At 32.9% G+C, this 15,650-nt stretch carries 17 protein-coding genes; all 17 read right to left on the bottom strand.

Going from position 1 to position 15,650, the window contains the following annotated elements:
• Positions 1-61: 61 nt before the first annotated feature.
• On the bottom strand, positions 62-1,291 hold the full coding sequence (locus tag ABD690_RS03560; RefSeq protein ID WP_344727155.1) for a murein hydrolase activator EnvC family protein: 1,230 nt from the start codon (positions 1,289-1,291) through the stop codon (positions 62-64).
• On the bottom strand, positions 1,291-2,070 hold the full coding sequence (gene lolB1 / locus ABD690_RS03555) for a lipoprotein insertase outer membrane protein LolB1 (protein WP_344727153.1): 780 nt from the start codon (positions 2,068-2,070) through the stop codon (positions 1,291-1,293). The genes ABD690_RS03560 and lolB1 overlap by 1 nt, the downstream gene beginning before the upstream one ends.
• Positions 2,070-3,431, bottom strand: a complete 1,362-nt coding sequence (locus ABD690_RS03550) for a tetratricopeptide repeat protein (protein WP_344727151.1) — start codon at positions 3,429-3,431, stop codon at positions 2,070-2,072. Before ABD690_RS03550 ends, lolB1 begins: the two co-directional genes overlap by 1 nt.
• Positions 3,432-3,437: 6 nt before the next feature.
• Positions 3,438-3,737 (bottom strand): antibiotic biosynthesis monooxygenase family protein, encoded by a 300-nt coding sequence (locus ABD690_RS03545; protein WP_344727149.1) that lies wholly within the window; start codon positions 3,735-3,737, stop codon positions 3,438-3,440.
• 9 nt (positions 3,738-3,746) lie between these two features.
• Complete coding sequence (locus ABD690_RS03540) at positions 3,747-4,766, bottom strand: sugar phosphate nucleotidyltransferase (RefSeq protein ID WP_344727147.1); 1,020 nt, start codon at positions 4,764-4,766, stop codon at positions 3,747-3,749.
• A gap of 92 nt (positions 4,767-4,858) precedes the next feature.
• Entirely contained in the window at positions 4,859-5,293 is a 435-nt protein-coding gene (gene dut / locus ABD690_RS03535; RefSeq protein WP_344727145.1) for a dUTP diphosphatase, read from the bottom strand.
• Position 5,294: 1 nt separating this feature from the next.
• The gene (locus ABD690_RS03530) at positions 5,295-6,755 is read right to left on the bottom strand and encodes an oligosaccharide flippase family protein (RefSeq protein ID WP_344727143.1); all 1,461 of its coding nucleotides are present in this window, start codon (positions 6,753-6,755) and stop codon (positions 5,295-5,297) included.
• A 146-nt stretch (positions 6,756-6,901) separates the two neighbouring features.
• Positions 6,902-7,762 carry an ATP synthase F1 subunit gamma gene (gene atpG / locus ABD690_RS03525; RefSeq protein ID WP_344727141.1) on the bottom strand — a complete coding sequence of 287 codons (861 nt, stop codon included), beginning with the start codon at positions 7,760-7,762 and terminating at the stop codon, positions 6,902-6,904.
• A 48-nt stretch (positions 7,763-7,810) separates the two neighbouring features.
• On the bottom strand, positions 7,811-9,391 hold the full coding sequence (gene atpA, locus ABD690_RS03520; RefSeq protein WP_344727139.1) for a F0F1 ATP synthase subunit alpha: 1,581 nt from the start codon (positions 9,389-9,391) through the stop codon (positions 7,811-7,813).
• 29 nt (positions 9,392-9,420) lie between these two features.
• Positions 9,421-9,957, bottom strand: a complete 537-nt coding sequence (atpH, locus tag ABD690_RS03515; RefSeq protein ID WP_344727137.1) for an ATP synthase F1 subunit delta — start codon at positions 9,955-9,957, stop codon at positions 9,421-9,423.
• A gap of 8 nt (positions 9,958-9,965) precedes the next feature.
• Positions 9,966-10,466 carry a F0F1 ATP synthase subunit B gene (locus ABD690_RS03510; protein ID WP_344727135.1) on the bottom strand — a complete coding sequence of 167 codons (501 nt, stop codon included), beginning with the start codon at positions 10,464-10,466 and terminating at the stop codon, positions 9,966-9,968.
• A gap of 101 nt (positions 10,467-10,567) precedes the next feature.
• On the bottom strand, positions 10,568-10,756 hold the full coding sequence (gene atpE, locus ABD690_RS03505; protein ID WP_004569351.1) for an ATP synthase F0 subunit C: 189 nt from the start codon (positions 10,754-10,756) through the stop codon (positions 10,568-10,570).
• 39 nt (positions 10,757-10,795) lie between these two features.
• On the bottom strand, positions 10,796-11,938 hold the full coding sequence (atpB, locus tag ABD690_RS03500; protein ID WP_344727090.1) for a F0F1 ATP synthase subunit A: 1,143 nt from the start codon (positions 11,936-11,938) through the stop codon (positions 10,796-10,798).
• A gap of 116 nt (positions 11,939-12,054) precedes the next feature.
• Positions 12,055-12,426 carry a DUF6168 family protein gene (locus ABD690_RS03495; protein ID WP_344727088.1) on the bottom strand — a complete coding sequence of 124 codons (372 nt, stop codon included), beginning with the start codon at positions 12,424-12,426 and terminating at the stop codon, positions 12,055-12,057.
• Positions 12,427-12,428: 2 nt separating this feature from the next.
• Positions 12,429-12,656, bottom strand: coding sequence for an AtpZ/AtpI family protein (locus tag ABD690_RS03490; protein WP_344727086.1), 228 nt, complete (start codon positions 12,654-12,656; stop codon positions 12,429-12,431).
• A complete protein-coding gene (locus ABD690_RS03485; RefSeq protein WP_344727084.1) occupies positions 12,628-13,035 on the bottom strand; it encodes a bactofilin family protein in 408 nt (135 codons plus the stop codon). Before ABD690_RS03485 ends, ABD690_RS03490 begins: the two co-directional genes overlap by 29 nt.
• An 18-nt stretch (positions 13,036-13,053) precedes the next feature.
• On the bottom strand, positions 13,054-15,615 hold the full coding sequence (gene porW, locus ABD690_RS03480; RefSeq protein WP_344727083.1) for a type IX secretion system periplasmic lipoprotein PorW/SprE: 2,562 nt from the start codon (positions 15,613-15,615) through the stop codon (positions 13,054-13,056).
• Positions 15,616-15,650 lie beyond the last annotated feature (35 nt).

Raw genomic sequence — 15,650 nt, 5'->3', positions numbered from 1 at the left:
TAGTTTAATTACAAAATGCTATCACATTTTGTAAACCCTTGATTTAAATTTCAAAATGCTATCACATTTTGTAAACCCAATCAGCAGGGTTTTTAGTTTTGGTTTCTTTAAACACGCTAAATCTTAATACCGTTTTTCCATCAGCTGGATTGGTAAAAATTTCGCCAATGTCTTGTTTTGTAGTGATATTATCGCCTGTTTTCACATAAACTTTAGACAGGTTTGTATACGATGTAATGTAATTACCATGCTGTATCATCACGGTTAAATTACCATGCCTAATTGCCTGAACACGCATTACTTTACCTTTAAAAACAGCGCGTGCTTTGGCATTTTTTTCGGTAGCAATACGCACACCACTACTTTGTATCATAACGGTTGGTACAATAGGCGATGGTTGTTTCCCATAGCGTACAGTAACAATTCCCTTTTCTACAGGCCATGGTAATTTGCCCTTACTCGCTACAAAATTACTTGCTAGTACTTTATCTTCTGGTGTTAAGGCAAAATTACTTGACGATGTTGAGGCTTTTCCAGCTTTTTTATTAGAAGCTGCTATAGCATCTCTAATTATTTTTTCTATCTCTCGGTCTATTCTATCAGCTTCTTGTTGCTTTTCACGAATTTGAGCGGTGTAATTACTTAAATTCTTTTTAATAGATGCCATAAGGCTTTCATGCTGCTTTAACTCACTTTCTAATTGACGTTGCGCCACACGGTTTTCTTCTATAAGCTTTTGCTTGTCTTCTTTTTGTTTTAAAAGCGCTTGGTTAGTGGCTTGAAGCTCGGCTGTTTTGGTTTTAATCATTTCGCCTTGCTCTTTTTGGTAATTGGCATATTGATTAATATACTGAATACGCTTATAAGCTTGCTTAAAGTTTGTTGATGATAATAAAAACATTATTCGGCTTTGCTCACTTTTACTTTTATATGACGTGAGAATCATTTTTGCATAATTATCCTTTAATGTTTTTAGTTCGTCACGTAACTCGGTTATTTTATTTTGATTGGTATTAATCTCTCGAGTTAATAAATTGGCTTGTTGATTGGTAACCTTAATCAAGTTTTTACGCACATTTACCTTATAGTTTAAGTCTTCAATAAGTGACGTTTGCGATTTTTGCTTGGTTTTATTTGCAAAAAGCAACTCATTAATTTGCTGGATTTCTTTACGAAGTTCCTGACGACGCTCTTCTAATTCTTGTTGTTTTTTACTTTGAGAAAACGTCAAGGTACTGCATAATAAAAGCAGCCATAAAAATGATATGTGATATGATGGTTTTTGTGGCATTATTCTAACCTAATTTCTTTAAATCCTGAAGGAATTTTAAACGGATATCTTAAATCTTCGTTCAAAGATACCGATTTGAATTCCATTTCAATAATGGTTTCGCTATCGCCTTCTAAAGCGATTACCTTTAGTTGCTCTGGCAATATTTGATCATCAACATTTTGATATTGTAAGTAATCTATTTCTAAAAATCTTGATTCTGTAGCTTGAGCTAATTGTTGTGATTGCATTTTAAAATTTACAGCGCTAACTACATAAAACAACTCAAATAAAGCTGTTTGTGTATGCGGTTGAAACAAATAGGCTTCGTCATGAATTGACATTTTGTAATCAGCTTTATTAAGTGGAAATAAAGCATTGCCTAACAATAAGTTTTGAACTTTTTCAAAGTCTAAATCAGTTCCTAAAAGGTTGCTTAAATAAGCAAAATCTCCATCAAAATATGTGTTATCAAGTTTGTTATAAAACTGTACGCTTTGTGGTGTTATCTTAAGTCTGATAAGGTTTAATGCTGAATTGATCCAAATAATTTCATCTTTTAGAATACGCATTGTAACCGTATGGGTTTGCGATTTGGTATCTTGTGTATAGCTTGCTTTTACTCGCGCTTGAAATGTTTTAAAATCAGGTGCGTTTTTATCATTGATTTTTATAACCTCTTTTGCTGAAAGCTTCAAGTTTTTTGTGCCGTCTGTTGCTATTTTGGATGATTTACACCCAACAAGACACATGATACATGTTACTACTAACAAGCATTTTATTATTGAAATTTTGTTCATTAATTGGTAGATTCTAACTTATTTGCTTTGTTACTAAACGTTTTTGCTTTTGCTGTATTGCCTAATTCAGAATGCGCTAAACTTAATTGTTTATAAAAATCAGCTTCCATTTTTGAGTCTTCTATGATATAGTCAAGTCCCATTTCTAATGTTGATATAGCTTCTTTAAAACGTTTTAATCTATTAAGAGACACGCCATTTACTAAATAAAAAACGGGTTGAGAAGGATAGCTTTCTAAAGCTTTGTTACTTTTTTCAACAGCTGTTTCGTACTGCTCTAAATCTATGTGAAGCAATAGAATGTTTCTTAAGATACCGTAATTGTTTCCCTCAATTTTTAAGGCCTCTTCATAATACTCTAGTGCTTTTTTCTTATCTCCTTTTGCTAAAAAGTATTGAGCAACTTCTACGTTAGATTTTCCGTTTGGTTCTGATGTTAAATTGGTTATTTCTACCAAATCATCTTCATATTCTGGATGAGAGCCTACAAAATTTACAAAGTCTGAAAGCACCATCATTTTTGCTTCAGGCTTAATTAGCGTGCTTTTTAGAGCTATTTTCATAGAATTTATTGCTTTATCTACATTGCCTTCTTCTAGATAAAACTTGTAAAGCGCTAGATGTACTAGTTGAGAATTTGGTTTTATTTCTAATAGCTTTTTGGCTGTTTCAAAAGCCTTTTCTTTATCGTTATTTTCACTATATCTATATATTAGTGCTAAATAGTTTGCTTCTTCATCTGGGTTTCCTTCTACGCGCTCTTCTAAATTTTCTATTTGTTTTTCTTTTTGACCTGTGGCAGCATAAATTTGGTTTCTTACAACATCTCGTGCATACGAAATACCATATTTTTCATCTAATTCATCTAAAATTTTTAATGCATCTTTATAGTCTTTTGTTCGCATATAAAGCGCAACTAAGTCTTCTTTATAATCAGGATGATAATCGGCTAACTGTTTTAGCGTTTTTATGGCTTTGTTATAATCGTTTTGCTGTGCATAAACATCATACAACTCATCAAGATACCACTCATTACTTGGCTCATCTTTTATAGCTTCTTTTAAAGCATCTTCTGCTTCTCCAAAATTTTTAAGCTTGTTGTAGTTTTTACCTAATTCATAATAGAATACCGATTGATCATCGTCTATTTCTATACACTTTAGTAGTATTTGTACAGCTTTATCGTAGTTTTCTATACCTTTTTGTTTTAAGGCCTCAAAAAACAATTCTTGCAGCTTATCATCTACTTCTCCTAAATCATCTTGATTTACTTTATTATAATCTATTTGAGACAAGGCAGTTTGGGGAATGATAAAAATTCCGAAGAGAAAATATAATATAAAAAAAATCTTTCCGCTCAATTTGATTTATTTTAAAAGGTCTTCAATGACATCTAACTTTTCTATAATATCAACTTTTTCACACGAAGCCTTCATTAAACATCTAAAGTGTTCTGCCTCTTGTGGCAGGTTTTTACCTGCGTTGTCAAAGGTAGTTTTATCAGGCCATTGTGCATAAGCTATATAAGTTAATGCGTCTTTTTTGTGTAATCTTGAACCTAAACTACCTTCATGTTTATATATCAATTTTGTTAAGCCTTTCCAGGCTTTTATAAAATCATCTTTGTGATTTTCCTTTATTTTAAATGTGTAAAGAACAATATACATTATCAATTGTTATTCCAAAACTGAATAATCGCCTATGCTTATTTTTGAAAATTGGCCATCATAAGTTACGTGGTTTCCTATCATGGCTTCATCTAAAGTAGCATTTTTTATAGTGGTGTTGGTTTGTATTAAACTATTTTTAACGGTTGTATTTTCGATACTACAATTGTTTCCTATAGATACATTTGGTCCAACAGTTGCATTGCTTAAAACCACGTTTTCACCTATAAAGCATGGTTCTATTATTGTTGCGTTATTAATAACGACAGAAGATGCAATTAATTGCTCTTTATTATCTTCTTGTAAAAAGCCTAGCATGCGTGTATTTGTCTCTACCGTTACTGCTTTATTTCCGCAGTCCATCCATTCATTTACAGTGCCTGTTTTAAAAATTTTGCCATCTGCCATCATACGTTTTATACCATCATTTATTTGGTATTCGCCACCATTCATAATGTTTTCGTCTAAAACCTCTTGTAGTTTTTCTTTTAAAACAGCGACATCTTTAAAATAATAAATACCTATTACTGCTTGATCAGAAACAAACGTTTGAGGTTTTTCAACCAACTCAATTATTTCATTATTATCATTTAGTTTCACAACACCATAGGCTTGTGGGTTTTCTACCTGTTTTGTCCAAATTACGGCATCAGCTTCCGGGTCTAAATTAAAGTTTGCTCTAATTAATGTATCTGCATAAGCAATTACAGCAGGTCCTGAAAGTGATTCTTTAGCACTCATAATAGCATGACCGGTTCCTAGTGGTTTATCTTGACGATATATAGACGCTTTTGCGCCTAATCCGTTTGCTAGTTTGGTAAGACTTTGCACAACATCTTCTCCAAAAAAAGCAGGGTCTCCTAAAACAAAAGCAATTTCATCTATAGGCTGTTTTAATATTTTGGCAATATCTTTAACCAAACGGTGAACAATAGGTTGCCCAGCCACTGGAATTAATGGTTTTGGAACTGTTAATGTGTGCGGACGCAATCTTGAGCCACGTCCTGCCATTGGTACAATTATTTTCATATTACTGTCTGCAAAAGCAGGTGTCTTTTTGTGTTAAACATTTTGTTTTTATTCTCTTGGTAGTCATAATTTACTGAATCTGCAAGAAATGACTATTTTACTCCCGTACTTCCAAAACCTCCTTCGCCTCTTGAGGTTTCAGAAAGTTCTTTTACTGATTCCCATTCTGCACGTTCGTGTTTTGCAATGACTAATTGTGCAATACGCTCACCGTTTTCAATAGTAAAATCTTCGTTTGAAAGGTTCACAAGTATTACACCTATTTCACCTCTGTAATCAGCATCTACTGTTCCTGGAGCGTTTAAAACTGTAATACCTTTTTTTGCTGCTAATCCGCTTCGTGGTCTTACCTGTGCTTCATAACCTACTGGAAGTTCTATAAACAAACCTGTTCCTACAATACTTCTTTCAAGAGGTTTTAATGTTCTAGGCTCTGATAAATTGGCACGTAAATCCATACCTGCTGAAGCAATGGTTTCGTAGTTTGGTAAATCGTGATTAGATTTATTTATAATTTTTATAGTCATTTTATCTGTTTATTAATTGTCTTATTTGTTGTTTTTCTGAAAAACCAACTATTGCCAAAAATACAATTAAGAGCGAAATACTTACTGGATAATTGTCTCTAAATTGATAGAAACTTATAAAAGAAAAAGCAATAGATAGCGTTAAATACAAACTAATCTTTTTTAAGTTATATGGTATTGGGTAATACTTTCTGCCAAAATAAAATGAAAGAAACATCATGATTGCATAAGCAGCAAGTGTAGCAACTGCTGAAGCTTTATAACTAAACTGTTTTATAAAAAGCAAGTTTATAACTAATGTTACTAATGCACCAATGACAGAAATATAAGCGCCAAATTTGGTTCTATCAGTTATTTTGTACCAAACCGAAAGGTTGTGGTAGATGCCTAAACAAAAGTTAGCTAATAGTATAATAGGCACAACCCACATAGCTTCCCAATAATCTTCACTTCTTACAATAAATAATTTTAAAACATCAGCAAAGACCACTACGGTAAGTAGAATGACCGAGCCTATAGCAACAAAAAATTCTAATATTCTAGCATAGTTTTTTTGAGGATTGCTGCTCTTTGCATGACTAAAAAAGAATGGTTCAATACCTAACCTATAAGCCGTTGCAAATAGTGTCATAAAAAGCGCTATTTTATAGCATGCCGAATACATGCCTATTTCGGTTTCTGCTATATTTTTAGGTAATAGCTTATCTAATAAAATACGGTCAAACGTTTCATTTATAGAAAAAGCCACACCAGCAACTAGAACCGGAGTTCCGTAACGCATCATTTTTTTCCAAAGTGATTTATTAAAACTAAATGAAATCTTGGTATAAAACGATAGCATAAGTAACAGTGTAACACCGCTTGCAACCAAATTGGCTATAAAAATGTAATTGATTTCGAAATTATCTTTACATATACTGTCAAGAAAACCAATATAATAAGAAGCGTCTGCAAGTGCTAATAAGAAGAATAAATTCAATCCTAAACTAATAACTACGTTAAGTATTTTTATAATAGCATAACGCATAGGTTGTTGGGTAGCGCGTAACCAAGCAAAAGGTATTATTACAAGTGCATCTAAAAGTAAAATCCAGATAACAAGCTTTATATACGAGACATTAATATCAGTGATATTAGCTATTTGATTTTGAAATAATAGTGCTAAAGCAAAAAAAACAAATGATGAAACAACTAGTGATATTGCTGATGTACTAATAACACTATTCTTATTATCTTCTTTATTGAAAAACCTAAAAAATGCGGTCTCCATACCGTATGCTAAAATTACATTAAAAAGCACAAAGTATGAGAAAATAACAGAAACCTTTCCATATTCTGCAACCGATGATAAAACACCTTCTGTTGTATAAAGAGGCACCAATAAAAAGCTTAACATTCTGGGAAGTACAGTTGCTAACCCATAAATAAATGTTTGTTTAAAAAGTGCTTTGAGTCCGCTCAAAATAATTTAGAATAGATTATGCTAAAAGTAGCTATTTAAGTAGAGCTATAAAAATAATCAGGAAACAAAAAAGCCTCACTAATAAGTGAGACTTTTTATTTTGATATTGACGCCTTGGTATGTAACCAAAACATCAAATATGTTTATTAGTTATTTAAAGCTTCTGCACCACCAACAATCTCTAGGATTTCGTTAGTAATAGCTGCTTGACGCGCTTTATTATAAGTTAGTTTTAATTGATCTCTTAACTCGGTAGCATTGTCTGTTGCTTTGTGCATTGCTGTCATACGAGCACCATGCTCTGAAGCAAAAGAATCTCTAATACCTTTAAATAATTGTGTTTTCAATGATTTAGGTATTAATTGCTCAACGATTTCTACTTTTGAAGGTTCAAAAATATAATCAAGGGTTACGTTTTCATCAGCCTCAACAGGAACAATTGGTAAAAACTGTTCTCTTGTTACTATTTGCGTAGCTGCATTTTTAAATTTGTTATAAACGATTTCGATTTTATCAAACTCGCCAGCCACAAATTTATCCATTAGCATTTCTGCTAATTCTGCTACGTTATCAAAAGTTAAGTCATCAAAAATGTCGCTTTTATTTGCTATAACCTTGTTGGTTTTCTTGAAAGCATCATTGGCTTTTTTTCCAACAACAACATAAGAAACATCTTTATTTGCATATGTTTCTGTAGTAAGCTTGTTAACAGCTTTTATGATGTTTGAGTTAAAAGCACCACATAAACCTCTGTTTGAAGTAATAGCAACAATTAATACTTTGTTTACTTCACGTTGGTCTGAAAACTTGCTTCCTGAATCTGCATCTAATGTTGCGCTTAAACTTTGTAAAAGTTCAGTTAATTTATCTGCATACGGACGCATTGCAGTAATAGCATCTTGTGCCTTCTTTAACTTTGCTGCCGATACCATTTTCATGGCACTCGTTATTTGCATCGTTGAAGATACTGATGATATTCTATTACGTATTTCTTTTAAATTTGCCATATGTTCTTTTTGAGATCCTGTAAATTTTTCAGGATGACATTAACATTATTACGCTTTATACTTACTTGATAAATCTTTTGCTACAGTGATTAATGTGTCTGTAACTTCATCTGTAAGTTTTCCTGCTTTAAGTGTATCTAAAACACCTCTGTGTTTAGCGTTTAAGAATTCGATATAATCTCTTTCAAATTCTTTTACTTTCTCTACAGGAACATCTTTTAATAAGTTTTTAGAACCTGCATAAATGATAGCTACCTGATCTTCTACAGTAAACGGATCGTTTTCAGCTTGCTTTAAGATTTCAACGTTACGTTTTCCTTTTTCAATTACATTTAAAGTAACTGCATCTAAATCAGAACCAAATTTTGCAAAGGCTTCTAATTCACGGAAAGCAGCTTGGTCTAACTTTAATGTACCAGATACTTTTTTCATTGATTTAATTTGTGCCGAACCACCTACACGAGATACTGAAATACCTACGTTAATTGCTGGACGTACACCAGAGTTAAATAAATCTCCATCTAAAAATATCTGACCATCTGTAATAGAAATTACGTTTGTTGGGATATAAGCAGATACGTCACCAGCTTGTGTTTCAATAATAGGTAAAGCTGTTAATGAACCACCACCTTTAACCATAGGCTTTAAAGATTCTGGTAAATCGTTCATATCTTTTGCGATATCATCATCAGCGATTACTTTTGCTGAACGCTCTAATAAACGAGAGTGTAAGTAGAAAACGTCTCCTGGGTACGCTTCACGTCCTGGTGGACGACGTAATAATAAAGACACCTCACGGTAAGCTACTGCTTGTTTAGATAAATCGTCATAGATAATTAATGCTGGACGACCAGTATCTCTAAAATATTCTCCAATTGCTGCTCCTGCAAATGGTGCGTATACTTGCATTGGTGCAGGATCTGATGCGTTTGCGGCAACAATAGTAGTGTATGCTAAAGCACCTTTATCTTCTAAAGTTTTAGCAATGTTTGCTACAGTAGATGCTTTTTGACCTACGGCAACATATATACAATATACAGGCTCACCTGCATCGTAAAATTCTTTTTGATTTAAGATGGTATCAATACAAACTGTTGTTTTACCAGTTTGACGGTCACCAATTACAAGCTCACGTTGTCCACGACCTACAGGAATCATTGCATCAATAGATTTGATACCTGTTTGTAATGGTTCGTTTACTGGTTGACGATAAATTACTCCAGGAGCTTTACGCTCTAGAGGCATTTCATATGTTTGACCTTCTATAGATCCTTTACCGTCAATTGGGTTTCCTAAAGTATCAACCACACGACCAACAATACCTTCACCTACATTAATAGATGCAATACGTCCTGTACGTTTTACTGTAGAGCCTTCTTTAATTCCTTGAGAAGCTCCTAATAATACGATACCTACGTTATCTTCTTCAAGGTTAAGTACGATTCCTTCTAATCCACCTTCGAATTCTACTAATTCTCCGTATTGTGCATTTGAAAGTCCGTAAGCACGTACAATACCATCACCCACAGTTAATACTGTTCCTACTTCGTCTAATGAAGCACCTGCTTCAAAACCTGAAAGTTGTTGTTTTAAGATTGCTGATATTTCAGCTGGTTTTACTTCTGCCATCTTATTATTTATTTAAGATAAAACTATCTTTAGTTTAATGTAAATTCTCTTTTTAACTTATTTAATTTGTTTGCAATACTAGCATTATATTGCATGTCACCAACACGTAATATGAAACCTCCTAATATTGTTTCATCTACAATGTTTTTAACTTCAACAGCTTTACTGGTTAACTCTTTTATTTTTGCTAACACTTTCTTTTCTAAATCTTCAGTCATTGGCACTGCTGTTGTAACTGTAGCCATTTCTTTTCCGTTTTGGATATCGAATAATTCAGAATATTTTTTTGCAACATTTTGAATAATGTCAACACGCTTGTTTGAAACAAGGATATTAAAAAGCTCTTTAGTAATGTCGTTACTACTAGAAAATACTTGTAATAGAACTTCTTTTTTTGTTTCAGACTTTACAACAGCGTTTTCTAGCATTGCTTTAAGCTCTGCATTATCTTCTATAGTTTTAGAGATTAAAACCATATCAGTGTTTATAGCATCAGCTATTTGCTTTTCTGTTGCTAAACTTAATACTGCTTTTGCGTATCGTATTGCTGCTCTTGTTCCTGCCATGGCATTTATTAGTTTAATGTTGCTTCACCTAACATAGACTCAACTAACTTCATTTGTTTGTCTTTGCTAGATAATTCTTCACGAACTACTTTTTCTGCAATATCTATTGATAAATGAGCTACTTGCGATTTTAATTCGGCAATAGCTGCTTTCTTTTCTGCTTCGATTGATGCTTGAGCACTTGCTACTAATTTATTAGCTTCAGCTTGAGCTTCGTTTTTAGCGTCTTCAATCATTTTAGCTTTCATGTCACGTGCTTCTTTAAGCATAGTTTCACGCTCTAATCTTGCTTCTTGTAAAAGTCTATCGTTATCAGCTTGAAGATTTTGCATTTCTAATTTAGCATTTTCTGCTGATTGTAATGCATTTTTAATACCATCTTCACGGTCTTGTAACGAGTTCAAAATAGGTTTCCATGCAAATTTACGCATTAATACTATTAAAATAAGTAAAATGATGGCTTGCATGAAAAACAAACCTGGTGAAAAATCGTTTAATAACTGATCCATGTTTTTTTGTTAAATGGGTTCTTTATTGTTTAATTTTTTTAAACCAGAACCTGTAACCAACCGTTACAGGTGTTCTGGTTTTTGTCTTAATACGGAAATAATTACTTTCCTAAGATTAATGCACCGAAAGCTAAACCTTCTAATAAGGCTCCGATGATGATCATCGCAGTTTGGATTTTACCAGCTGCTTCAGGTTGACGAGCAATACCTTCCATTGCTTTACCACCAATTTGACCTAAACCGATTCCCCCACCGATTACGATTAATCCTGCTCCAATTAAATTGTACATACTAATTGATTTTAAAATATTAATTAAACAAATTTATATTTAGTGATGCTCGTGTTCTTCAACAGCCATCCCTATAAATAACGATGATAACATCGTAAAAATAAACGCTTGTAAAAAGGCTACTAATAATTCAATAACCATAATAAACAATGACAACACTAGAGACATTCCTGTAGAGGCTACTGGCCCAAAAGATTGTTTCATGGTAATCATTAAAGCTATTAAGCTCATAACCACAAAGTGACCTGCGGTAATATTTGCAAATAAACGTACTAATAGTGAGAATGGTTTAATTAATACAAAACCAACCAACTCTATTACTGCTAGAATAGGACGCAAAATGACAGGAACTCCTGGCATCCATAATGTATGTGCCCAAAAATCTTTACTTCCACTAAAAAGATAAATTAGCATTGTAAAAATAGCTAAACATGCTGTTACTGCTATTTGCCCAGTTACGTTAAACCCTAATGGAGTTAACCCTAACAAGTTCAATATCCAAACAAAGAAAAACACGGTTAGCAAAAAGCCCATGAATTTTCTATATTTTTTCTCTCCAATATTTGGTCTTGCAATCTCGTCACGCACATATATTACTAGGGGCTCTAATACTCTTCCAATTCCTGTTGGCACGTGTCCTTTTTTATAACCTCTAGCTAAAGCACCAAATCCTAAAAGCATTAATAAACCTGTTAACAACATACCTAGTACGCTTTTTGTAATAGAAAAGTCTAAAACTTTTGTTGCATTAGTTGCATGATGCGCTTCGTCAAATTGAACTTCATTTGCGTCTGCATCTAATTCGTATATTTTACTATGAATTTTTGTTAGCTTAACGCCATCTTTTTCAACAACAACATGTCCTGCGTCATCATGGTGAAATTCTGAAGACATAAATGTTCGCAACCCTTTACTTGTCCAAACAATTACAGGAAGCGGAAAACCATAATGTTTCCCCGATTCATTATCGGTATAGAAATGAAAATCGTGTGAATCTTTTAAGTGATGCGCAATGTACTCTTTAATTTCTTCTGGAGTATCAACTTGGTTCCCTTCTGGATGCTGGTTTTTATTGTCGTCTCCATTAGCAAACACAGATAATGAAGTTGTTAATGCAAACAATACAACTAAAAACTTGATAGATTTTTTTGCTATCATAATTCCTTTTCTAAATAATAACATTTAGGCTTTCTAAAATTTTGTGCAAAGGTACACAATAATTTAAAAACCCAAGCGCTTTTTTTGTTTAGTTTTTTTTAACAGTAGTTTTTTACTTTTCATTTATTTAAAAGCCTCTTTTATTTACTGTTAAGAAGTCTTGCTACGCCAACAGCTTCAATTGTTAAAAATAAAAACAACGGAACTATTAATGCAACCGATTCTGCTTTTAGCAAACTCTCTTTTGCAAATACTGATTCTTGAAAAATTAAAACAAAAACTCCTATCTTGAAAAACATAAGCATCAAGTATGCATAACCTGCTTGATTAGGCATCTTTTCTGCCATAATTTCTACACAAACGTAAACTATGAATGCAGCAATTGCATGAAACAAATACACGCGCCATAATGCAAACGAAAGTGCTTGTGTGTTTAAATAATTATGGGCCGAAAAGACTATAACAAAACACCCAATTATAGAAAATGTAAATACTAGTATTCTTTTTATCAAGGCTAATCTTTTTTATTTGTAATATTTAAAACCTGTTTTATGACGGCATACATAGCTATAAAAACAGACAGCAAAGTTACTATTTTATAGTAAAGCTGATTTGTATTATTAAATTTAACATCAAGCCAAGCCCCCAACTCACTACCTAGGTATATGGTAACTCCCATTTGAATGGCTATTGTTGTAAACCTTATATATTTATTATACTGCTGTTTTGGTTTTTGAGACATGCTTATTGGCGTTCTGATTTACTCCTTTCATTGAGCAAGTCACATTAAATGTTGCTCCAGGATCTACCTCAAGTTTTCCTACGGTTACTTCGCCTTCTATTTTTGCTGTAGATTTTAGCGTAAGCGTTCCTGATAATATTAACTTTCCAGAAAATTCTCCTTCAAAATATGCATCGGCTCCTTCTATGGTTCCGTTTACGATTCCTGTTTTTCCAACAACTATTTTTCCTGGAGTTTTTAGTGTGCCGTCAATGGCGCCATCTATTCTAAAACCTCCGTCACTTGTTAGGTCTCCTGTAACTTTGGTTCCTTTTGCTATAATGTTTTGATTTGAAATGCTCTCTAGGTTATGATTGCTTTTTCTATTGTCAGAAAACATGTTTTTTGTATTTAAATATTATTGATTTGAAGCTGTATATTCGTCTACATTTTTATGTATTTGTATCACCCTGTAGTTTGATGAAGATACCGCAAAGAACGGTTTTGTTATTTTATTTTTTTTGCGTTCTAATAATGAGCTTGCATAGCCTTCAGCTCCTTCTTTACTTTTTAAACCATGAATAACAACAAACTTTGTTGTTTCATTGTAAACGTCTGTTGAAAGTGACATATCAAAAACGTGTACTTGCTCAATGGCTTCATTTAATTGTTTTTTAAAGTCTTCTATGGATTCAAACTCGTCTTTAGAAAATGTGTATACTATTTTAAAATTCTTTTCTTCAGGGTTATCAGTAAATTTCTTGTTTGCTATTTTTGGAAGCACATTGTCTACAATGTTTTTTGCTTGCTGCCCTTCTGGTGTGTTTGCATAATTTAAAGCTACAAAATTCATACCCTTACTATATGCTTCATAACCATGCAATCGTCCAGATGCTTGAGCCTTCAGCAGCTCTAACTTTGGTACTATTGGGTCGCCTTCAAAAAGTGTAATATATTCTTCTGCACCTTCTATTACTTCAGCGTACTGTTGATCTTGAAGTTTTCTGTAGAGGTTTTCGTAAATACTTTCAGGACTACTCTCATCTTTAAGATTTGCGCTTTCTGGATTTTTTAGGATAGCCGCATATCTAGATTCTGGATAGTTTGATATAATATCATTTTTACTAATTGTAGCCTCATCGTTTTCACCTAAAAGTGTATAAATTTTATATAAATTATACTTACTAGGTAATATTAATTTTTCTTCAGGAGAAAAACTTAAAAGTGCTTGAAACTTGTCTTTAGACAACTCGTATTCTTTAAATTTTTCTTTGTAAATCAATCCTAATTGATAGTATGCATAGTTTCGTTCTTTTGTAATACTATCTATTGCTTTATCTTCTGTTGGAATTTGATCTATATAAAATTTAGGGTCGAAAATTTCATTGCTTGCCTCATCGTCTAACAATCCTGCTAGTTCTGTGTTTAATGCTGATTTTGCTTTGCTAGACCATCTCCAATTATCAGCGTTACTTCTATTTCCCCAATTACTAACAAACTCTGTTTTTCCATAAGCTACAGTTGTTGGATTGTAAAAATAAAAGGTTGCTGCGACTCCTGGCATTGGGCCTTTTGATCTTGCTGCAACTCTAGACATTTGTGCCGTAAGCTTATCATTTGTGTTTGCTGGTTTTTGACTGCGCGCAGCTTGTTCTTGGCGTTCTTTTTCTTCTTCTGCTAGTTGTTTTAATTTCTCTGTGTAACCTTGAAAATACGTCAACCTTGCTTCGTTTGACATAGCAACTAAATCTAAAATACTATCGTCTACTTTTGCTATATCCTCATAATTTATAACGTCTTCTAAATTATCTCTTTTACGTTTTATAATACGATAAGGTTTACTATTGGTTTTAAGGTTTTTCATGGTGCTATCGTAGTAAGCACCAGCTAACTTATATTCAGAATTATCAAAATTTATATTCCCTATGGTTTCATAGTTTTTTGCTCGCAAAAGTTGGTCTTGCGTATTTGTTCGCAAAGATTTATTGTAATATGCAACCGCTAAAGAATCTGATTGATTTTGTAAATGATATTGAGCAATTTGAAAATATATTTTATCTAAAAAAGGCCTGTTTTCTCTGTTTTCTTCTAAATCTGTTAACAACTCTAAAAACTCAAGCTTATTTCCTTTATCATAATTAAAGTTTTTAGCTTTTTCTAAATGTGCAGTGATTAAATAAATTCTTGGAATTCTTCTGTTTAGTTCTATAACACGATCAAAAGCAATGTTTGCGCTGTCTTTATCTCCTAACGCATTGTATAATTGCCCTTGAATAAAACGGTATCTACCGCGTTCGTCATTGTTTTTTGTACTGCTAGCAGCAATATCTATTTGAGTTAAAGCACTGTCAAGAGATTTTGTGTTGATATAGGCTTGTGCTAGCATAGATGTTGCATCAGCTAGATCTTGCTTTTCTAGTTCTTCTTGCTCTAAAAGACGCTTAAGATTTTTTATTGCTAGCTCATCATTTTCTAGCCTTATATTGGTTTTTTCTCTCCAAATTTTTGCTTGATTAATCTTATCACTTGCTGGGTATTTATAAAGAATGTAGTTAAAGGCTTCTAAAGCTGGTATAAAGCGCTGGTCAAAATAGCGGGCTTTTCCTAACAGTAAATATGCTTCATCAATTTGAGGATTTCGTTCTTTACCATCTATATTCATGCCGTGCTTTTGCACTGCTTTTATGGCTTTCTCTTCTGCTCTAGAAAAACTTTCGTTTTTACTTTGCCCTGGAAGTGTAATTTCTTCAAAAATCTCCATACGCTCTATTGGTAAGATATCCCAATAGTTGTCTTGATATGAAGCTTTCAAATTAACAACACCTTGATTTAATGCGTTATACCCATTAAACAACGTATTGTCTCTAGCTGATAGTGCGTGATAATTTCTATTTAAAAAAGTATCTTTTTTTCTAGAACAACTTGCTGTGACTAGCACAATACCAGTAAGTAATATAATGATTCTTAAAGATGTCTTCAACGTTGGTGATGTTTGGTTAATACATAACTAAAAAC

The organism is Corallibacter vietnamensis, assembly GCF_039537875.1.
Classification (GTDB): Bacteria; Bacteroidota; Bacteroidia; order Flavobacteriales; family Flavobacteriaceae; genus Corallibacter; species Corallibacter vietnamensis.
The sequence above is the reverse complement of the archived record's forward strand: the minus strand, read 5'-3'. Positions and strand labels throughout refer to the sequence as shown.